The organism is Paenibacillus sp. FSL R7-0345 (genome assembly GCF_038595055.1).
Taxonomy (GTDB): Bacteria; Bacillota; Bacilli; order Paenibacillales; family Paenibacillaceae; genus Paenibacillus_AQ.
On the sequence record NZ_CP152002.1, the window covers coordinates 1,452,460 to 1,473,486 of the forward strand.

Annotated in this window: 14 protein-coding genes; 12 read left to right on the forward strand and 2 right to left on the reverse strand. The window is 47.6% G+C overall.

Annotated features, from left to right (window positions below):
- Positions 1–21 precede the first annotated feature (21 nt).
- Positions 22–381, forward strand: coding sequence for a 50S ribosomal protein L20 (rplT, locus tag NST84_RS06285; RefSeq protein WP_342564764.1), 360 nt, complete (start codon positions 22–24; stop codon positions 379–381).
- An 82-nt stretch (positions 382–463) separates the two neighbouring features.
- On the opposite strand, the gene NST84_RS06290 is transcribed toward rplT, so the two are convergent.
- Entirely contained in the window at positions 464–1,006 is a 543-nt protein-coding gene (locus NST84_RS06290; protein ID WP_342564765.1) for an acyl-CoA thioesterase, read from the reverse strand.
- A 306-nt stretch (positions 1,007–1,312) separates the two neighbouring features.
- On the opposite strand from NST84_RS06290, the gene NST84_RS06295 reads away from it, so the two are divergent.
- From NST84_RS06295 to NST84_RS06315, 5 genes are all read left to right on the forward strand, one after another.
- The gene (locus tag NST84_RS06295; protein WP_342564766.1) at positions 1,313–2,392 is read left to right on the forward strand and encodes a BMP family ABC transporter substrate-binding protein; all 1,080 of its coding nucleotides are present in this window, start codon (positions 1,313–1,315) and stop codon (positions 2,390–2,392) included.
- 176 nt (positions 2,393–2,568) lie between these two features.
- Positions 2,569–4,107 carry an ABC transporter ATP-binding protein gene (locus NST84_RS06300; RefSeq protein ID WP_342564767.1) on the forward strand — a complete coding sequence of 513 codons (1,539 nt, stop codon included), beginning with the start codon at positions 2,569–2,571 and terminating at the stop codon, positions 4,105–4,107.
- Positions 4,100–5,173, forward strand: a complete 1,074-nt coding sequence (locus NST84_RS06305; protein WP_342564768.1) for an ABC transporter permease — start codon at positions 4,100–4,102, stop codon at positions 5,171–5,173. Before NST84_RS06300 ends, NST84_RS06305 begins: the two co-directional genes overlap by 8 nt.
- A complete protein-coding gene (locus tag NST84_RS06310) occupies positions 5,174–6,130 on the forward strand; it encodes an ABC transporter permease (RefSeq protein WP_342564769.1) in 957 nt (318 codons plus the stop codon).
- A 209-nt stretch (positions 6,131–6,339) separates the two neighbouring features.
- Positions 6,340–6,711, forward strand: a complete 372-nt coding sequence (locus tag NST84_RS06315) for a hypothetical protein (RefSeq protein WP_342564770.1) — start codon at positions 6,340–6,342, stop codon at positions 6,709–6,711.
- Here the strand turns inward: NST84_RS06315 and NST84_RS06320 are convergent.
- Positions 6,708–7,160: a GNAT family N-acetyltransferase gene (locus tag NST84_RS06320; RefSeq protein WP_342564771.1), complete on the reverse strand. Its 453-nt coding sequence runs from the start codon at positions 7,158–7,160 to the stop codon at positions 6,708–6,710. The genes NST84_RS06315 and NST84_RS06320 overlap by 4 nt on opposite strands.
- Before the next feature lie 589 nt (positions 7,161–7,749).
- On the opposite strand from NST84_RS06320, the gene ilvB reads away from it, so the two are divergent.
- From ilvB to NST84_RS06350, 6 genes are all read left to right on the forward strand, one after another.
- Complete coding sequence (gene ilvB, locus NST84_RS06325) at positions 7,750–9,498, forward strand: biosynthetic-type acetolactate synthase large subunit (RefSeq protein ID WP_342564772.1); 1,749 nt, start codon at positions 7,750–7,752, stop codon at positions 9,496–9,498.
- Positions 9,495–9,983: an acetolactate synthase small subunit gene (ilvN, locus tag NST84_RS06330; protein ID WP_342564773.1), complete on the forward strand. Its 489-nt coding sequence runs from the start codon at positions 9,495–9,497 to the stop codon at positions 9,981–9,983. Before ilvB ends, ilvN begins: the two co-directional genes overlap by 4 nt.
- Positions 9,984–10,165: 182 nt before the next feature.
- Positions 10,166–11,158 carry a ketol-acid reductoisomerase gene (gene ilvC, locus NST84_RS06335; protein ID WP_342564774.1) on the forward strand — a complete coding sequence of 331 codons (993 nt, stop codon included), beginning with the start codon at positions 10,166–10,168 and terminating at the stop codon, positions 11,156–11,158.
- Positions 11,159–11,268: 110 nt separating this feature from the next.
- Entirely contained in the window at positions 11,269–12,810 is a 1,542-nt protein-coding gene (locus NST84_RS06340; RefSeq protein WP_342564775.1) for a 2-isopropylmalate synthase, read from the forward strand.
- A 311-nt stretch (positions 12,811–13,121) separates the two neighbouring features.
- On the forward strand, positions 13,122–13,580 hold the full coding sequence (locus NST84_RS06345) for an Ig-like domain-containing protein (RefSeq protein WP_342564776.1): 459 nt from the start codon (positions 13,122–13,124) through the stop codon (positions 13,578–13,580).
- Positions 13,581–14,103: 523 nt separating this feature from the next.
- Positions 14,104–20,886 carry a SpaA isopeptide-forming pilin-related protein gene (locus NST84_RS06350; RefSeq protein WP_342566362.1) on the forward strand — a complete coding sequence of 2,261 codons (6,783 nt, stop codon included), beginning with the start codon at positions 14,104–14,106 and terminating at the stop codon, positions 20,884–20,886.
- The last annotated feature ends 141 nt before the right edge of the window (positions 20,887–21,027 follow it).

A 21,027-nucleotide genomic window follows, 5' to 3' on the forward strand; every position in this document is an offset into this window, starting at 1 on the left:
ATTTTTGGGAGGTTTATTAATATGGCAAGAGTTAAAGGCGGATTTGTAGTTCGTCGTAGACATAAAAAAGTATTGAAGCTGGCTAAGGGTTATTTCGGTTCCAAGCACCGCATTTTCAAAACTGCTAAAGAGCAAGTAATGAAATCGATGGTTTACGCATACCGTGACCGTCGTCAGACTAAACGTAACTTCCGCAGACTGTGGATCGTTCGTATTAATGCAGCAGCCCGTCAAAACGGTCTGTCCTACAGCAAGCTTGTACACGGCCTGAAACTGGCTGGCGTAGAAGTGAACCGCAAAATGCTGGCTGACCTGGCAGTAAACGACCTGAACGCATTCAACTCCCTGGCTGTTGTAGCCAAAGAGAAGATCAACGCGTAATTGTTATAAATAACCGAAAAGCACCGCCTGCGGGGGAACCCGTGTGACGGTGCTTTTTTTGTGCGGCTATGGCGTGCGGCTGTTATTCCCAGTACTTGGTGGTGCTGAGCTGTGAAGCAAGTTTCTTACTGCTTGCGCGTCTGATCTTCCGGAGCTCGGACCGCTCTTCTGCAGATTCGCTGATCAGCTTCTCTTCATCGGTCTCAGGAATGATCGCTGGTACAGGCGCCGGTGTGCCGTCCTCTTCAATGGCTACAAAAGTCAGGAACGAGGTAGCGGCAACGGCGCGTTCGCCGGTGTAGAGGTTTTCAGAGATGATTTTAACGAATACCTCGATGCTGGTGCGGCCCGTCCAGGTGACAAAGGATTCGAAGCAGACGGAATCGGAAGGCCGGATCGGCCGCAGGAAGTCTACAGAATCAGTTGAAGCTGTGACGACATTTTTACGGCAGTGGCGCATGGCTGAGATCGAAGCCACTTCATCTATAGTGCTCATCAGCTTGCCTCCGAACAATGTCTTGTGATTGTTGACATCATTGGGGAAGACGCGGCCGGTTTTGAAAACGCGCGATTCACGGCTGTACTTAAAGGGCAGATTGGTTTGAGGATCGTTATGTTCTTCCATGATTCAGGGCTCCCTTTTCTTACAATATGTAAGCATTCATGATAATAGAAAATGGTTTGGCGTGCAATAATATTATAGACAACTAACCGTAGGAATAAGCAATTTGAGATATTCTGACGTATCATGACGGCTAATCTGACGTACCGTGTCACGGGAAGCGTTTTCTTGTGAAAAAATGCAAATTATTATTGACCTGAGGTCATTTATGGACTGGATTTTAGGGTTTTTTGCAGGTATAATTTGAGCTAATGGTATGTCCAAGCAGAAGACAGAAGACATCCAATTTTTTAAGGGGGATCACAATCGATGAAAAAGTTTTTGAAAACGTCGCTCGTTATGTTGACCGCTTGCACAGCTATCCTGGCAGGATGCGGAAACAACAATAACGCCAACTCAGGAAATGCTGCTAATGGTGAAACTGGTACCAACGCTGGAACAGCTACCAATGCACCGGCTGCTGAAGCTCCTAAGTCCGATGTGAAAATTGGTCTGGTTACTGACGTAGGCGGAGTTAACGACAAATCGTTTAACCAATCAGCTTGGGAAGCTCTTCAATCCCTTGAAACAGAGGCTGGCGTTGAAATTAAATATCTGCAGAGTAACTCTAATGCTGACTATGAGCCAAACCTTAACCAATTCGTTAAAGGCGGCTACAATCTGACTTGGGGTATCGGTTTTGACCTTGGCGACGCTTTGCTGAAGGTTGCTCAAGAAAACCCGGATGCTAACCTGGCAATCATCGACAGCGTTGTTGACGCTCCTAACGTGGAATCCGTAACATTTGCTGAAAACGAAGGCTCCTTCCTGGTTGGTGTAGTTGCAGGTCTGACTACAAAAACTAACAAAGTAGGCTTTATCGGCGGTATGGAAAGCCCGGTTATCAAACGTTTCGAAGTTGGCTTCAAAGCCGGCGTAGAAGCAGTTAACCCTGAAGCAACTGTAAGCATTACGTATGCAGGTGCATATGACAAGCCTGACACTGGTAAATCCCTGGCTGCTACATTGTATAACGCTGGCAACGACATCATCTTCCCGGCTGCAGGCGCAACTGGTAACGGTGTATTTAACGAAGCTAAGTCCCGTAATGATGCAGGCGGCGACAAAGTATGGGTTATCGGCGTAGACAAAGACCAATCCCTGGAGTTTGGTGACGATGTAACGCTGACTTCCATGATCAAACGTGTTGACGAAGCGGTTAAGAAGGTTTCCCAGCAAGTGGTTGACGGAACATTCAAGGGCGGTACTACAACTGTACTGACTCTGAAAGACAACGGTGTAGGCCTTCCTGAAACTTCCAAAGCTAACGTTTCCGCTGAAATCCTGGCTAAGGTTGAAGAATACAAACAACAAATCATCGATGGAACAATCGTTGTTCCTGGCGAGTAATAATACTTGTCCAGATTCTTTTGCGAAACAGCATAGAGCAGGGAACAAGGCCGGTCTTTAAGCTGGCCTTGTTCCCTGTCAATGCATTGGTTTTTGTCAGGCATAGATAGCCGCCCTTTCCAGGGCGGTTAACCGTGTCTGTAAGGTTCTATATATTCTGTGATGAGGGTGATTCCATGAGTGCTGCGGCTCCTGTCGTAGAGTTGAAGCAAATCACAAAACGCTTTCCCGGTATTGTCGCGAACGACTCCATTAGTCTGACGCTCCAAAAAGGGGAGATCCATGCACTGCTTGGTGAAAACGGGGCAGGCAAGTCAACCTTGATGAATATCGTATTCGGACTGTACCAGCCCGATGAAGGCAGCATAGAAATCGACGGGAAACCGGTTATTATTGATAGCCCCAATAAAGCTATTGAGCTTGGCATTGGTATGGTTCACCAGCATTTCAAGCTTGTTGAGCCTTTTACGGTAACCGAGAATATCGTTCTTGGGATGGAACCGAAGAAGGGCCTGAAAATCGACTATAAATCCGCAGCGGAGCAGGTTCGTAAGCTCTCCGAGCAGTATGGCCTCCAGGTTGATCCGAATGCCCGGATTCATGACATTTCGGTCGGCATGCAGCAACGGGTAGAAATTATGAAAACCCTGTACCGCGGAGCGGATATACTTATATTCGACGAGCCAACCGCTGTACTAACGCCGCAGGAAATTACAGAACTAATGGCGATTATGAAGCGGCTCGTTGCAGAGGGAAAGTCTATTATTCTGATTACGCATAAGCTTAAGGAAATTATGCAGATCTCTGACCGTGTAACCATTATCCGCAGAGGGAAAGTTATTGATAGTGTCACTACTTCTGAAACTAATCCTAATGAACTGGCTGAGAAAATGGTTGGCCGCGGAGTAACCTTTAAGGTGGACAAGCAGGTTCCGCATATTGGTGACAGTGTGCTTAAACTCACAAATGTCAACAGCAAGAGCAAGGATGGCGTTCCCGTCCTGAACGGTCTCAGCTTTGAAGTGAAGGCAGGGGAGATTCTGGGTATTGCCGGTGTTGACGGAAACGGACAAAGTGAGCTGATTCAGGCTATTACCGGCCTGCGCAAAATCGATTCAGGCTCCATTACCGTTTCGGGCCAGGAGATTGCCAACCTATCGCCGCGCAAAATCTCTGAAATGAACGTATCCCACATACCTGAAGACCGGCATAAACACGGTCTGGTGCTTGATTTCAGTGTCAGTGAGAACATGGTGCTCGAAACCTATTATAAGAGCCCTTATAATCAGGGCGGATTCCTCAAGATGGATGTTATTGACCGCCATGCCGAGGATTTGATCAAGCAATTTGATGTGCGGACACCTTCAATTGAGACTAAGGCCCGCTCCTTGTCCGGCGGTAATCAGCAAAAAGCGATTATTGCGCGGGAAATAGACAAAAATCCGACACTGCTGATTGCAGCACAGCCTACACGCGGTCTGGATGTAGGGGCGATTGAATTTGTGCAGAAGCAGCTGATTGCCCAGCGTGACCAGGGCAAGGCTGTTTTGCTCATTTCCTTCGAACTGGATGAAATTATGAATGTATCCGACAGAATTGCCGTTATTTACGAAGGGCATATTGTCGGCGAAGTATTCCCGCAGGATACAAATGACCGGGAACTCGGTCTGATGATGGCGGGAAGCTTGAAGCGGGGAGGAAATGCGGGTGCATAGACTGAAAAAAATCTTCGCAACAGACAGCTATATTGTGCCTCTGGTTGCGATTGTAATGGGCTTCCTGGTCGGAGCCGTTGTTATGCTGATTGGCGGATATGACCCAGTAGCTGCCTACTCCGCGCTGTTCAAACGTGTATTTGGCAGTCCGTATGATTTTGGTGAGGCCATCCGCGAGATGACGCCGCTGATGTTCACCGGTCTTGCTGTAGCTTTTGCATTCCGTTCAGGGATGTTTAACATCGGTGCGGATGGACAGGTGCTGATCGGTATGACTGCTGCTACTCTGGTCGGGATCAAACTGGCCGGTTTACCGTCCTTCCTGCTGGTTCCGCTTGCTGTAATTGCTGCAGGGCTTGCCGGTGGACTATGGGCCGGTATTGCCGGCTACCTGAAGGCCAAACGCGGAATCAATGAAGTTATAACTACGATTATGCTGAACTGGATTGCGCTGTATCTGTCGAATTATATTGTTAGGAACTTCCTCCTGCTTAAAGGCCAGAACCGTTCCGAAGACATTCCGGCATCATTGTCCATGACCTTCCTGAACGGGGTATTCGATAACGCACGTATTCACTGGGGGACGGCTATTGCGATCTGTGCGGCTATCTTCTTCTATGTCTACTTATGGAAGACCAAACAGGGATATGAGATGCGTGCTGTAGGTCTCAATCCGAATGCTGCCGAATATGCCGGGATGAGTGTAGGACGTAACGTGGTTAAAGCCATGTTTATCAGTGGCGCCTTTGCCGGTCTTGCCGGTGCGGGTGAAGTGCTCGGCGTATTCCATTACCAGTCCGTATTTGCAGCTTCGCCAGGGTACGGCTTTAATGGTATCGCAGTAGCCCTGCTGGGCCTGACACATCCGCTGGGTGTAATTCTGGCAGCGATCCTGTATGGTATGCTCACTTACGGTGCTGCAGGTATGAGCTTTGGCGCGGATGTTCCGCCTGAGCTGATCCGCATCGTAATCGGTTCGATTATATTCTTTATTGCAGCTCAAGGAATTGTCCGCTGGGTGCTTAAGCCCTTTTACCTCAAGCGGAAGAAAGAGAAGGTGTCATAGATGGATCTGCTGACGTTAGGACAATTGCTCAATACGACGCTTGTTTTTTCCACGGCGCTCATTTTCGCTGCTCTTGGCGGCATCTTCTCTGAACGTTCCGGTGTGGTCAATATCGGTCTTGAAGGTTTAATGATGTTTGGTGCCTTTGCTGCTGCTGTAGGGGGACACTATGCCCAGGATGCAGGAATGGGAGCATGGGCTCCATGGGTTGGTGTGCTCTGTGCCATGGCAGTCGGAGTAATCGGCTCGCTGATTCACGCTGTTGCCTCCATTACCTTCAAAGCGGATCAGACGATCAGCGGTACAGTAATCAACTTTCTGGCGGCAGGAAGTACGCTGTATATGGTTAAGCTGTTTTTCGACGGGGCAGGCGAGTCTCCGCTGATTGACGGATTCAAAAAAGTGTCAGTACCTGTACTTTCCAAGATTCCGGTGATCGGTGAAGGGATTTTTAACTCGTATCCGACAACCTATCTGGCGATTATTCTCGTCATCGTGATTTATTTCGTCCTCTTCAAGACACCGTTCGGACTCCGTCTGCGTGCGGTTGGTGAACATCCAAGTGCTGCGGATACTCTGGGTGTCAACGTAAACCGGATGAGATATATTGGCGTTATGCTGAGCGGTATGCTGGCAGGTATTGGCGGAGCGACGATCACTCTGACGACTACAGGCACGTTTGCGCACAATACGATTTCCGGTCAGGGCTTCATTGCGATTGCCGCAATGATCTTCGGTAAATGGAATCCGCTGGGTGCCTTCGGAGCTGCCGTATTCTTCGGCTTCTCGCAGGCAATCCGTAACTATGTGCAGCTGTTTGAATGGTCCAAGAGCATTCCGCAGGAATTTATATTCATGATTCCTTACGTGCTGACTATTATCGTGCTGGTGAGTGCTGTAGGCCGCTCCTCTGCTCCAAAAGCATTGGGTGAACCTTACGATCCTGGTAAACGTTAAACTTAATAAATCAATGCGATCGTGTGACAAAAGAAGCGCATGTCCAGTTTTTCTGGATATGCGCTTTTTTAGTTTTCCGGCGGAGTGGCGTTCCTAATCAGGTCTGTTATCCCGTCGAGCCGGGACAGGTGTACAGGCGAACCGAAGCCTTTAAGAATAGACTGAGGTTGAACCTTACGCACAATCAAGAAATTTTCAGGAGGGATAAAATGGCACAGCCCGTTACGAAGAAACAGGTTATGAAGCTGGTCGGCAAGCATATAGTGGCAGTAAAAAAAGACGGCTCCACGGTGACAGGTAAACTGGTGCGCGTCTCTGGTGATCGTCTGGTTCTGCAGCGTGTCAGCGGTAAAAAAGTGCAAACCAAAGCACTGATTCCGCTGGTATTGTTTGATCTGCTTGCTGTCGGCACGGCTCCTTATGCAGGTTATGGCGGCGGTTATGGTTACGGTGGCGGACCTTATGGCGGTTACGGACCAAAACCCGGCTATGGCGCTTACGGGCCTAAACCCGGTTATGGCGGTTATGGGCCTGGACCGGGTTATGGCGGAGGGCCTTACCCGCCAATCGGATTCTTTTAGACCCAATTGAACTGCTTCTCAAATTCATAGCAATAATTCTGCGGCTGATAACGGGCTACGCTGTAGCCCATTTTTTCATAAAAGGAGATACCTGCCGTATTTCCGGTATCCACAGCGACCTTGGCCCGCTTACAGCCGCGGGATAATGCAAACCGTTCCGCACGGTCCATCAGCAGATTTCCCCAGCGCTTGCGCCGTGCTGCCGGAGCTATGGCCAGCATATCAATATAGAGCAGATCACCGTGCAGCATGAAATGGACAAATCCCAGCGGATCACTTTCATAGTCCGGACAAGCTACCAGGGTTACTCCTTGGCTCAAACGGCGGGGCAAGTCTTTCCTGACCTGGTTAATAATAGTCTGCGGCAGATGCGACAACGGGACGAGCTGCTTCTCAATCAAGTCCATAATGACGCTGTCATCCTGCTTGGGTCTGCGGTAACGAATCATCGCGCGCCCCCCTTTCCACGCATTGTCGTACATCATATGCCTGGAGGGGTGTGGGCGTTACGGAAAGTAGAGAACAACGTTTTGTGACAGATTAGGAAATATGGGTATTGACTTATCCATGTGAGGAATCATATAATGTGTCTAAACATTTTAACGAACATACTTGTATCGGCAATGATGAGGACGAAGTTTTAAGGGCTCTTTTGCTCAGAGAGTGAGAGGATTTGCTGCAACCTCCACCGAAATCCCTTATATACGAGCTCACCTCGGAGCTGTTTTCCTGAAAGGTCCATCAGTTAGGAGCGGTGGAATTATTAGGGGGAATCGTTTGGTCCGCGTTACGGACTTCAGGTTACAAAGATTTGGGCCCTGCCTACATCGATGGATTTTTGTTACCTGATAAGGCGTTGCATCGTGAGATGTAATGCAAACATGGGTGGTACCACGGAAGCTAAACCTTTCGTCCCTCACGCGCTTTATTTCGGCGCGTGGGGGGCGGAAGGTTTTTTTGTGTAAACCTACTACTGCTGAATAAAAGACGGTCTGTCATTTGCATAATGAATGTTAACTATCGAAGGGAGGAATACTGATGAGCGCGCAAACACCGGAAGTGCGGTCTACAGAAGAATTACGTGAGAAATGGAAAAATCCCGAGGTGATCTCAGGTTCTGAAATCCTGCTGCGCAGTCTGGTTCTCGAAGGCGTAGACACGGTATTCGGTTATCCGGGCGGAGCCGTATTATACATTTACGACGCTCTTCACGGATTCGATGATTTCAAGCATATCTTAACCCGCCACGAGCAGGGTGCGATCCATGCAGCTGACGGATATGCCAGAGCAAGCGGCAAACCAGGTGTCTGTATCGCGACTTCTGGTCCTGGAGCCACTAACCTGGTTACGGGAATCGCAACTGCTTTTATGGACTCGGTTCCGCTGGTAGTCATTACAGGAAATGTCTTCTCCAGCCTGATCGGAACAGATGCCTTCCAGGAAGCGGATATCACAGGGATTACAATGCCAATCACGAAGCACAGCTATCTGGTACGGGATGTTGAAGACCTGCCGCGCATTATTCACGAAGCATTCCATGTTGCGAATACAGGACGCAAGGGTCCTGTGCTGATCGATATTCCGAAGGATGTCTCGGCAGCCAAGACGCTGTTTACACCGGTGCAGCATCAGGGAGTTAATCTCCGCGGCTATAACCCGCGCACGGTTCCAAACAAGCTTCAGCTTGATAAGCTGATCCGGGCGATCTCGGAAGCTGAACGTCCGATTATTATTGCAGGCGGCGGTGTTATCTACTCCGGGGCGCATGAGGCAATGACCGAGTTTGTAAAACGGACGGAAATCCCGATTACAACAACCCTGCTGGGACTCGGCTGCTTCCCTAGTGCGGAGGAGCTCTGGATGGGAATGCCCGGTATGCACGGAACCTATACCGCAAATAATGCTATACAGCAATGTGACCTGCTGATTAATATCGGTGCCCGGTTTGATGACCGCGTAACCGGCAAGCTGGACGGCTTTGCGCCAAAAGCTAAAATTGTCCACATTGACATTGATCCGGCAGAAATCGGCAAGAATGTAACACCTGATATTCCAATTGTAGGCGATGTGAAGACCGTTCTGGAAATGCTGATTCCGGATCTTACACGCGCCGCCAATGCGGATGCCTGGAGAACGCAGATCGCCCAGTGGAAGCTGGATAAGCCGCTCCGCTACAATGATTCGGAGACAGAGCTCAAGCCGCAATGGGTTATTGAAATGATCAATGATACTACCAAGGGCGAAGCAATCGTTACTACTGACGTAGGACAGCATCAGATGTGGGCGGCACAATATTACAAGTTCAATCATCCGCGTTCATGGATTACCTCCGGCGGTTTGGGTACGATGGGCTTCGGTTTCCCGTCAGCGATCGGTGCGCAAATGGCACATCCGGAACGGCTGGTCGTTTCCATTAATGGTGACGGCGGTATGCAGATGTGTTCCCAGGAGCTTGCGATCTGTGCCATCAATAATATCCCGGTCAAAATCGTAGTAATCAATAACCAGGTTCTGGGTATGGTACGGCAGTGGCAGAATCTCATTTATGAGAAACGCTACAGCTACACAGATCTCGCCGGCAGCCCGGATTTTGTAAAGCTGGCTGAAGCCTACGGTGTAAAAGGACTGCGGGCAACGAATAAGCAAGAAGCAGGCGCAGCGTGGAAAGAAGCACTGGAAACGCCGGGACCCGTTCTGGTGGAGTTCGTTGTTCCAAAGGACGAAAATGTCTACCCGATGGTAACTCAAGGTTCAACCATTGATCAAATGCTTATGGGAGATGAATGACAGTGATGAAACACACGATTTCTGTGCTTGTGAATGACCAGCCAGGCGTACTGCAGCGGGTATCCGGATTGTTCGGACGCCGCGGCTTCAATATTGAGAGCATCACTGTCGGGCAGTCCGAAGAAATCGGACTGTCCCGGATGGTCATCGTTACACTCGGAGACCAGCATACGCTGGAACAGATCGAGAAGCAGCTTTACAAGCTGATTGATGTCATTAAAGTTGTGGATCTCGGCTCCAAGCCAATGGTTGCCCGCGAGCTGGCCTTGATTAAGGTCAAAGCCGAGCCGGCCGAGCGTCCGGAAATTATGGGTGTAGTCGAGACGTTCCGCGCTTCCGTTGTTGATATCGGTACGAACAGTCTCTTGGTCCAGGTGGTAGGGGAGACTCAGAAGATCGACGCAATGATCGAGCTGCTGAAACCATATGGTATCAAAGAATTGTCCCGTACCGGAGTTACTGCAATGATCCGCGGGAATGCCTGATCGGTATAATTTACAGCTTTAACGAATTGCTGCTTGTGTGCATTAATTTGATAATATTATAATGAATTGCCCGCGAAAGAGCGGGGACTTGAGGAGCAGCGCAGAGCTGCGGAATCAGCCTTGGGCACTCTTGAAGTACCCGCTCTTTACGATGGGTCCTAAATTAAAGGAGGATATTGACAATGGCAGTTACAACGTACTATGAACAGGATGCAGAACTTAGCGTATTAAAAGGAAAGACAGTTGCAGTAATCGGGTACGGTAGCCAGGGACATGCCCAGGCGCAGAACCTGCGCGACAGCGGTCTTCAGGTTGTTATCGGCCTGCGTGAAGGTAAATCCTTTGAAACCGCCAAGAATGACGGCTTTGAAGTATTGTCTGTAGCTGAAGCAGTATCCCGTGCAGACGTAGTGCAAATTCTGTTGCCGGACGAAACACAGGCATCCGTATATAAAAATGATATCGAGCCAAACCTCAAAAATGGCGCAGCTCTGATGTTCTCCCACGGCTTCAACGTGCACTTCGGCCAGATCGTTGCTCCTAAGGATGCTGACGTATTGCTGGTAGCTCCTAAATCCCCGGGCCACATGGTTCGCCGTACTTATGTAGAAGGCTTCGGCGTTCCTGGACTGATCGCTATCGAGCAGGATGCTACAGGAAATGCTAAGGCAATCGGACTTGCTTATGCTAAAGGCATCGGGTGTACCCGTGCCGGAGTTATCGAAACTTCCTTCCGTGAAGAAACCGAAACCGATCTGTTCGGTGAGCAGGCAGTTCTTTGCGGTGGTGTATCCGCGCTGATCAAAGCCGGCTTCGAAACATTGACTGAAGCAGGATATGCTCCTGAAATGGCGTACTTCGAATGTCTGCATGAGCTGAAGCTGATCGTTGACCTGGTGTATGAAGGCGGACTTGCTACTATGCGTGATTCCATCTCTAACACTGCCGAGTACGGTGACTATGTAACTGGACCGCGTATCGTTACTGACGAAACCAAAAAAGCAATGAAGGCTGTATTGACTGATATTCAGCAGGGTAAATTCGCCCGTGACTTTATCCTTGAGAACCAGTCCGGCCGTGCCTTCCTGACTGCTACCCGCCGCAATGAAGCTGCTCATCCGGTAGAAGTAGTCGGCAGCCAGCTGCGTGAAATGATGCACTGGATTAAGAAATAAGCTCATATACTTAATCAGTATCAAAACAATAGTGTAATCCTCAGATGCGGCCGTGAATTTGCGGGCCGCATTTGAGGGTTTTAGCACAAATTTTTCAGGAGGTGCTCAGCTTGCGGAAAATCTATGTGTTCGACACGACACTGCGTGACGGAGAGCAGTCGCCGGGTGTGAACCTGAATACGCATGAGAAGGTGGAAATCGCCTACCAGCTTGAAAAGCTTGGGATCGACCGGATGGAAGCGGGGTTTCCCGCTGCATCGCCTGGTGATCTGGCTGCAGTGAACGCTGTAGCGCGTGCGGTAAAGGATGTTACTGTAATCGGACTCTCGCGTTCCAGGGAGACCGATATTGATGCAGTCAAAGAAGCATTGAAAGGCGCGCAGGATCCTTGCATTCATATTTTCCTGGCGACATCGCCGATTCACCGGCAGCACAAGCTGCGTATGGAGAAAGCCCAGGTGCTTGAAACGGCCCAATCGGCAATCCGTTATGCAAAGAAATATTTTTCTAAGCTGGAGTTTTCCCTGGAGGATGCCGGACGGACCGAACGTGATTTTATGGCGGAAATGGTGGCTATGGCAATCCGTGAGGGAGCAAATGTGGTCAATATTCCGGATACCGTCGGTTACCTCAACCCGGCAGAATACGGAGCTATCTTTAAATTCCTGAAGGATACAGTGCCTGACATTGAGAAGGTCCAGCTGAGTGCCCACTGTCATAATGACCTGGGAATGGCTACGGCCAACACGCTGGCTGCGATCCAGAATGGTGCGGACCAGATTGAAGGTACCATTAACGGGATCGGGGAACGTGCCGGTAATACGGCGATTGAAGAAGTGGCACTGGCGCTGGAGACGCGGAACGAATTTTTCGGTGCAAAGACTTCGCTGGTGCTGTCCGAAATCGCGCGTACCAGCCGTCTGGTCAGCAGGCTGACCGGGATGGCCGTTCCGGGTAACAAGGCAATTGTCGGTGCTAATGCTTTTGCGCATGAGTCTGGTATTCATCAGGACGGTATGCTCAAGGAGAAGACTACTTATGAGATCATGACCCCGGAAACAATCGGGCTGAAGGAGAGCAAGCTGGTGCTGGGTAAGCATTCCGGCCGGCATGCCTTCCGTGATAAGCTCAGTGATCTTGGATATGACCTGTCCGAAGAAGAAGTGAATACTGCTTTTGCAAAATTTAAAGATCTGGCAGACAAGAAAAAAGAGGTCTCCGATGAGGATATTCTGGCCTTGCTGGAAGAAAAGCTGGGGGATACGCCGGAAATCTTCAGTCTGCAAACGATCTATGTTACTTACGGCAATGAAGCTGTTCCTACCGCCAAAGTTGTCATTAAAGGCCAGGAAGCTGAGCCGGTAGTGGCTGTAGCGGAAGGGAATGGTTCGGTTGATGCCATTTATAACGCGATCGATCTGGCTACAAGTGAAGAAGTTACTCTCGGGGACTACTCCATTAAGGCTGTCAGCCGCGGTAAGGATGCACAGGGTGAGGTTCATGTAGTGTTATCCCAGGGTGAAGTAGCAGCACAGGGACGCGGACTCAGCACGGATATTCTTGAAGCCAGTGCCCGCGCTTATCTGGATGCGCTAAACAAGCTGCTGGAGAAACGTAAAACGTACACACGGCGTGACCATGCTCAACTATAAGAAACAGTGAATTAGTTGGATTAAATGATATAAGCCATGCAATCTGCAAAGACTTTTGCGGAATGCATGGCTTTTTTGTACTAGTATTAAAATAGTTTCACGGCTACCTACCTTAATATCATAGGATAATGTATTCAGTTTTTCAGTGATTTATCAGTGATTTATCAGTGGAATATAGTTACAATGTAGCTTGTGATTACAACGTTTTGATGCATTTATTTTTCGGTTGGGCAAGATGCCTAGGACATTTATAGTAAGAAATGAAGTAAGCAGTGATATATTTAACAATTAATGAGGGAGAGGGAAAATTCTTGAGTTTAATAAGACAAAACAAATGGTTCATCTGGCTCGGAATTATTATAACTGTAACAGCAATTGCAACTGCAATAGGCTTGTTTACAAAAGTCAATGCAGATGGTGAAACTCAAATTACTGAGGATATTGTGCAAAGTGTAACTCTGTCCGTATATGAGAACGGTACACAGGTTACCAGCAACGTGTATAAGCTTGATTCTATAGTTAAGCTAAATCTGACTTATCAGCTTCCTGATGCGAAGTATGGTGATGGCGCCACTTATACCTATACGCTGCCGTCACAATTAAAAATTGACCAGACCTATTCAGGCACACTGGTTAACAGTGAATTTCCTGATGGTGTCGGAACTTATACTATAGGTACAGATAACAAAATCTTACTAAAATTCAATGGTAATATTGACGGATTATTTGATATAAAAGGGGGCTTCTGGGCTGAAGCTAAGCTAAGCTAAGCTCGACTACAGTTACCGGCAGCACAACGCAGGTGCTTCCTTTTCCGATAGCGGGAAATGCGAGTAACTCCATTACTCTCCAGATCCTGCCCAATAACGGGAAGGCTGTTTCAAAGTCCGGGGTTCCGCTTCCGCAAAAATATAACGCAAGCAAGATTGAGTGGACGGTGGATGTAAATACTTCATTAAGCAAGCTGACTAATGCGTCGGTTACAGATGCAATTCCGACAGGTCTGGATCTGGATCCGGCCTCAATAACTGTTTATGGACTAACTGTCGATGTCCAGGGGAATGTGACTCTGGGGAGCCAGATAGATCCGGTATTATATGATACAACTGCAAGCACGTTAAGAAATCTGAATCAAAATTTAATAATGACATAAATGAAGCTTACAGGATCAAATTTTCCACTAATGTTACAGGTACAAGTGTAACAAGCTTTACTAATACAGCTACATTAAACGGTAATGGAACATCCCAGAGCGGAACGTCTGCAGCAGTTGCTGTCAATTACGGGAAGCCGCTGGAAAAGACTGCGGGCAGTTTTAACTCTGATTTAGAAACAATTGGCTGGCAGATCAAATTTAACTATGATGAAAAGACTATCACGGCAGACAAAGCCGTATTGACCGATTATTTTAACATAAGCCAGGACTATGTTCCCTCTTCGATAAAAATCTATAAAGTGAAGCTGGACCAAAATGGTGCCGGAACCGATGACGGGTTATTGGTTGAAGATACAGATTATACTGTGACTTCGCTGCCGGACACAGCTACAACAGCAGGCTTCAAGATTCAGTTTAAATATGATATTCAATCTGCATACCGGATTATTTACGATACCAAGGTAGCGGAACGGGTATACTCTGGTGAAAGTATCGTAAATAAAGTAACTTACAACGGCCAGACTGTTCAGGCGTCCACTTCTACTTCACAGCGGATTTTGAACAAACAGGCGCCTTCGGGAATCAACTATTTGAATAAAACCGTTGACTGGACAATTAAGGTCAATGAAGACAACAGAACGATGACTAATCTGGTGTTGACTGATAAATTTGATAATGCAGGCTTAAAGCTAATCGGCAAACCGGCTATTTCTCCAGCGCTGGTAGAAAATGTTGATTATACCATTACCAATTTAGGTACAGGTGACTTCAGCTTAAATGATGGATTCAAGATTACTTTCCTAAGAGCTATCACTGAAGCATACACTATCACATACACTACCAGTTTCGATTATTACAAGCTGACAACTGCCTCGAACTATTTTAAAAATACTGCTTCCATTACATGGGATGAAAAAACAACAACCGGAGCGCAGACATCCACACAAACGTTCACTCCGCGGACAGAAGTGATAAAGAATGGTCTCAAGTCCGGTAGCTATAATGCCTCCACTAAACAAATTACCTGGACGGTGGGCGCAAACTATAACAAAAGAGAGCTGGCTGCGGGTGCGGAGCTGGTAGATACACTGCCGGCAAGCCAACAGATGGTTGACGCAAATACTGATTCTGTAAGAGTATATAAGCTTACTTATACTGCTAACGGGGATCCTGTACAGGGAACCGAAATAGGCACTGCCGATTATGAAGCAAGTTTAACCAGTGATGGGCGGAAGCTTAAGGTTAAATTTACAAAGGATATTGATTATGCCTTTTATGTAGTCTTTAAAACAAATTTCATTGCCGGGGATAACAATACGGATAAAGTAACGAATAACGCGATTCTTAACAATGCACAGTCTGTTGCAGTATCGGAAACATTAACTGCTGCCGATGTAAGTGTACCTTACGGCGGACAATATGTAACCAAAACCGGGGCAAGAGATTCTTCGGATCAGACCATAATAAACTGGACAATGACCATTAATGCGAACCAGTCTGTGGTCAGCAATGCGCAGGTTGTGGACACCCCGAGTACCAACCAGGTGCTCCTGCCTTCGAGCTTCCAGATCTTTAAGACCACAGTAAACTCAGGCGGGACAGTGGCAGCGACAACTACTAAGCTGATCCAGGATACAGACTATACACTTGAATTTCTTACAGACTCGAGCGGTAAGGACATCTTTAAGCTTGCTTTTAAGAATACGATTTCCGAACCATATATTCTGAAGTATCAGACTGTAATTACGGCAGTTGGTACTGTACCGGTAACCAATGCCGTGTCTTTCACCGGAACGGGCTTAGCTTCGGTAAGTAAACCTTACTCCTACAGCAACAGCTTTACGATCGTAGATACCGGAGGTACGGGCAGCGGGGTTAAAGGCTCGCTTAAGGTGCTAAAAACGAATGCAGACCAAACCGTTAATCTGCCTGGTGCCGAGTTCACTCTGGGCCGCATTGTAGGTACAGAACTCAAGGAGACCAAGACGGCGACCAGCGATGCTAATGGTAGCCTGGAATTCAAGGACCTGCGGGCAGGTAAATATAAATTGAAGGAAACCAAGGCACCTGCCGGTTATGTACTGGATACTACAGAGCGTACAGTGACCATCAACTCTTCCACGCCTGTACAAATGACTGTAACCAATCAGCCTTACGGCTCGCTTAAGCTGATAAAGGTTGATAATGATGATGCTACAAAGAAGCTGGCAGGAGCACAATTTAAGCTCTATAACTCCAGCAATACTTTAGTGGGAACGGCCACTACCAATGCCAGTGGTGAGGCTGTATTTAATAATTTGCTTTTCGGGAACTATACCTATCAGGAGACTGTGGCTCCAACCGGATACGATTTAGATTCCACATTGAAGACTGTTACAATTGACTCCGAAGTCCAGAAGGTGGAGTCAATTAAGAATACAGCTACAATAGGTTCACTTAAGATCATAAAAGTGGATGCAGCTAACTCAGCGAAGAAGCTTGAGGGAGCAAAATTTGAGCTGTACAATTCCAGCAATGCTCTGGTCGCAGCAGCAACTACCAATGCCAGCGGCGAAATCATTTTTAGTAACTTAAAGGTTGGATCGTATAAGCTGGAGGAAGTAAAAGCTCCAACTGGATATGACTTGGATTCAACGATACGCCCTATCACGATTAGCTCAAGCGTTCAGCAAGTGCTGCCTGCGATAACAAATACGGAAACAGCAGGTTCGCTTAAACTGATTAAGGTCGATGCGGCTGACGCAACGATTAAACTTGCCGGTGCAAAGTTTGAGCTGTCCAATTCCAGCAACACTGTAGTTGCAACGGCTACTACTAATAGCAGCGGTGAAATTGTATTCAATAATTTGAAGCTTGGGGATTATACGCTGAAGGAGACTGAAGCTCCGTCCGGGTATGAATTGGACTCGACAGTACGCAATGTCAAGATTGACTCGAAGGTGCAACAGGTACTGACTCCGATCCCAAATAGAGCTACTACAGGCTCACTCAAGCTTATAAAAGTTGATGAAGCTGATACCACGAAGAAGCTTGCAGGAGCAAAGTTCGAACTCTACAACTCCAGCAATGCCCTGGTTGCAGCGGCTACAACCAATGCTCAAGGTGAGATTGTATTTGACAATTTGAAATTTGGAGTTTACCGGTTAGAGGAAGCCAAGGCTCCGACCGGATATGATCTGGATTCAACAGTGCGTAACATCACCATTAATTCCAAAGTACAGCAGGTTCTGGATCCTATTACGAATAAAGAAACGCTTGGTTCACTCATGTTTGAAAAGGTGGACTATAACAATTCAAATAAGAAGCTTGCCGGAGCAGAGTTCAAGCTCTACAATTCCAGTAATGCTGTGGTAGGAACGGGCATTACTGATGCCGCTGGGGAATTGGAATTCAATAACCTGAAGCTTGGAGACTATACATTGGTGGAGACCAAAGCCCCAGCCGGATATGAATTGGATTCAACGGTACGGAGTGTGAAGATTGTTTCGGGTACTCAAAAGGTTCTGAATCCCATCACAAATAGAGAAATCATAGGCTCGATAAAGTTCGTTAAGGTGGATGCAGCTGATGCTGCGAAGAAGCTTGAGGGAGCAGTCTTCAAGCTTACGAATTCAAACAACGTTGTGGTAGCCACGAAAACCAGCAATGTCAATGGTGAAATTGTGTTTGATGACTTGAAGGCTGGCGTTTATAAGCTGGAGGAGACTAAAGCTCCAGACGGATACGAATTGGATTTAACAGTACACAGCATCACGATTGATTCAAGTGTGCAGAAGGTGCTGGATCCGATTAAGAACCAAGAAACATTGGGCTCACTTAAGCTCGTTAAGGTAGATGCAGCAGATACAGCGAAGAAGCTTGAAGGAGCAGAGTTCAAGCTCACGAATGCCAGCAATGTGGTGGTAGCGACGGAGTCTACCAATGCCAGCGGTGAAATTATTTTTGCTGATCTGAAGCTTGGATCATATAAACTGGAAGAAACGAAGGCTCCGGCAGGATATGATCTGGATGCAACGGTGCGTAACATCACGATCAGCGGTAAGACACAGCAGGTGCTGTCACCGATTACAAACCAGGAAACCCTCGGCTCACTGAAGCTTGTCAAGGTAGATGCAGCTGATACTACAAAGAAGCTTACAGGTGCAGAATTCAAGCTTACGAATTCCAGCAATGTTGTGGTAGCTACGGGGACAACCAATGCGAGTGGTGAAATTGAGTTTAATGATCTGAAGCTTGGAGCCTATAAACTGGAGGAAACGAAGGCACCATTCGGGTATGAGCTGGATGCAACGGTGCGCAACATCACCGTTAGTGTGAAGGCACAGCAGCTGCTTACTGTTAAGAACCAGGAAACCTTAGGCTCGATCAAGCTGGTTAAGGTCGATCAGGATGAAGTGACTAAGAAACTGGCCGGAGCAGAATTCAAATTGTATGATGCCAGCGACAAACTGGTGGCCACAGAGACTTCGGATGCAAATGGTCTCGTTGAATTCACTGGTCTGAAGCTTGGTGCTTATACATTTAAGGAAACTATCGCACCGGTTGGCTACGTCCTTAACGGCACGGAGCGCAGTGCTACTATTACTGTAGCTGCACCAATTGCGCAGCAGCAGATCACCAACAAAGAAATTCTAGGCTCACTGAAGCTGATTAAGGTCGATCAGGATGAAACGACGAAGAAGCTTGCAGGAGCAGAATTTAAGCTGTATGATGCCAGCGACAAACTGGTCGCGACAGATACCAGTGATGCCAATGGCGTAGTTGAATTTAAAAATTTGAAAATGGGAGCATACACCTTCAAGGAAACCGTTGCTCCAACCGGATATGTATTAAACGGTATTGAACGAAGTGTCAATATTACCTTGATCACACCGAACGTTCAGCAGGAGATTGCTAATAAAGAAATCCTGGGCTCGCTCAAGCTGACTAAAGTAGATGTGGATGATACCTCTAAGAAGCTATCAGGAGCAGAATTCAAGCTGTATAATTCCAGCGATGTTGTAGTGGCAACAGCTACTACAGATGCCAATGGCGTTGTTGAGTTTAAAGACCTGAAGCTCGGAGCTTATACCTTCAAGGAAACGGTAGCCCCGGTTGGTTACGTCCTGAACGGCACAGAGCGCAGCGCTAACCTTACTATTGCTGTACCGAATGTGACACAGCAGATCACCAATAAGGAAATTCTGGGCTCACTGAAGCTGACGAAGGTCGATCAGGATGAAGTGACGAAGAAACTGGCAGGAGCAGAATTCAAGCTTTATGATGCCAGCGATGTTGTGATAGCAACGGCTACTACAGACGCAAACGGCGTTGTCGAGTTTAAGAATCTGAAGCTCGGCACATACACCTTCAAAGAAACAGCGGCTCCAGTAGGTTACATTCTGAATGGTACAGAGCGTAGCGCTAGCCTTACTATCGCTGTACCAAACGTGACCCAGCAGATCACCAATAAGGAAATTCTGGGCTCGATCAAGCTGACGAAGGTTGATCAGGATGAAGTGACGAAGAAGCTATCAGGAGCAGAATTCAAGCTTTATAATTCCAGCGATGCTGTGGTTGCAACAGCTACTACAGATGCCAATGGCGTTGTTGAATTTAAAGACCTGAAGCTCGGAACTTACACCTTCAAGGAAACAGTAGCTCCAGTTGGTTACGTCTTGAACGGCACGGAGCGCAGTGCTAACCTTACCATCGCTGTACCAAACGTGACGCAGCAGATTACCAATAAGGAAATCCTGGGCTCACTGAAGCTGACTAAGGTAGACGTGGATGATACAACGAAGAAGCTGGCGGGAGCAGAATTCAAGCTGTACAACTCCAGCAATGTGTTGGTGGGAACAGCCACTACAGATGCTAACGGGATTGTTGAATTCAATAACCTGAAGCTCGGCACATACACCTTCAAGGAAACAGTTGCTCCAACAGGCTATGTCCTGAATGGCACGGAGCGTAGTGCTAACCTAACCATCGCTGTACCAAACGTGACGCAGCAGATTACCAATAAGGAAATTCTGGGATCACTTAAGCTGACTAAAGTTGACCGGGATTACACAGCCATTAAACTCCCAGGGGCAGAGTTCAAGCTTTACAATTCCAGCAAAGTTTTGGTAGCAACAGCCATTACGGATACGAATGGTGAAATTGTATTCAATAATTTGAAGGTGGGAGAATACACCTTCAAAGAAACAATAGCCCCGACAAATTATGTTCTGGACAGTACAGAACGAAGCATTACCCTTACTTTTGCCGCACCAAATGTGCAGCAGCAGATTGCCAATGAACGGGCAACCATTTCGCCAAATCCGGGAACTCCGGCAGCGACACCAACCGCTTCGACATTACCGGGAGCTGTGGCTACACCTGGACCTTCAGCAACAGCTACTCCAGGTGCAACAGCGACACCGGGTGTTACTGCAACACCTGGCCTGACGCCAGCACCAACTGCAAGTCCGGAGTCGCCTGCTGTAAGCAGTGCACCAACACCACAAGCTACAACAGCGACTACCATTGCGGATATTCCGATTGAAGGTGAGATTCCGCTGGGCGGCATTCCGAGCATCAGTGAGGAGCCGTCACATGGTACGGTAGTGGTTACACCGGATGGAAAATGGACTTATACCCCTGATCCTGGATTTACCGGTAAGGATAAGTTCACCATTACTGTAACGGATGAGGACGGCAATGAGCAGGAGATTATCATTGAAATAGGTGTCGATGAAGTGCCACTCGGTTCGGTACCTGACACTGACAATGGTACGGATAATGGGACTAACTCGGATAACGACAATAACAGTCTGCCTGGAAATCTTCCTAAGACAGGCGAAGAAAGTCCGCTTCCACTGTATCTGGTAGGTGGAGGACTTGTAGCTCTCGGTGTCTTCCTGGCAGTAAGATTGAGATCACGCAACAAACCGGAATAATGATTTAAAATAACATTCACAGCTATAAAAGGAACCCGCCTGAAGTGTAACTTCGGGTGGGTTCCTTTTAGCGTTCAAGGATATTAATGGACTTTTACAGGAGAATTTACAGTAAAATAGGTATGGGAATTATTTATCAAA

Excerpts from the sequence above, each read along its gene's own strand:
- rplT (WP_342564764.1), top strand. The coding sequence starts at position 22 with ATGGCAAGAGTTAAAGGCGGATTTGTAGTTCGTCGTAGACATAAAAAA.
- ilvC (WP_342564774.1), top strand. The coding sequence starts at position 10,166 with ATGGCAGTTACAACGTACTATGAACAGGATGCAGAACTTAGCGTATTA.
- ilvN (WP_342564773.1), top strand. The coding sequence starts at position 9,495 with ATGACAGTGATGAAACACACGATTTCTGTGCTTGTGAATGACCAGCCA.
- NST84_RS06290 (WP_342564765.1), bottom strand. The coding sequence starts at position 1,006 with ATGGAAGAACATAACGATCCTCAAACCAATCTGCCCTTTAAGTACAGC.
- NST84_RS06320 (WP_342564771.1), bottom strand. The coding sequence starts at position 7,160 with ATGATTCGTTACCGCAGACCCAAGCAGGATGACAGCGTCATTATGGAC.
- NST84_RS06300 (WP_342564767.1), top strand. The coding sequence starts at position 2,569 with ATGAGTGCTGCGGCTCCTGTCGTAGAGTTGAAGCAAATCACAAAACGC.
- NST84_RS06295 (WP_342564766.1), top strand. The coding sequence starts at position 1,313 with ATGAAAAAGTTTTTGAAAACGTCGCTCGTTATGTTGACCGCTTGCACA.
- NST84_RS06315 (WP_342564770.1), top strand. The coding sequence starts at position 6,340 with ATGGCACAGCCCGTTACGAAGAAACAGGTTATGAAGCTGGTCGGCAAG.
- NST84_RS06310 (WP_342564769.1), top strand. The coding sequence starts at position 5,174 with ATGGATCTGCTGACGTTAGGACAATTGCTCAATACGACGCTTGTTTTT.
- ilvB (WP_342564772.1), top strand. The coding sequence starts at position 7,750 with ATGAGCGCGCAAACACCGGAAGTGCGGTCTACAGAAGAATTACGTGAG.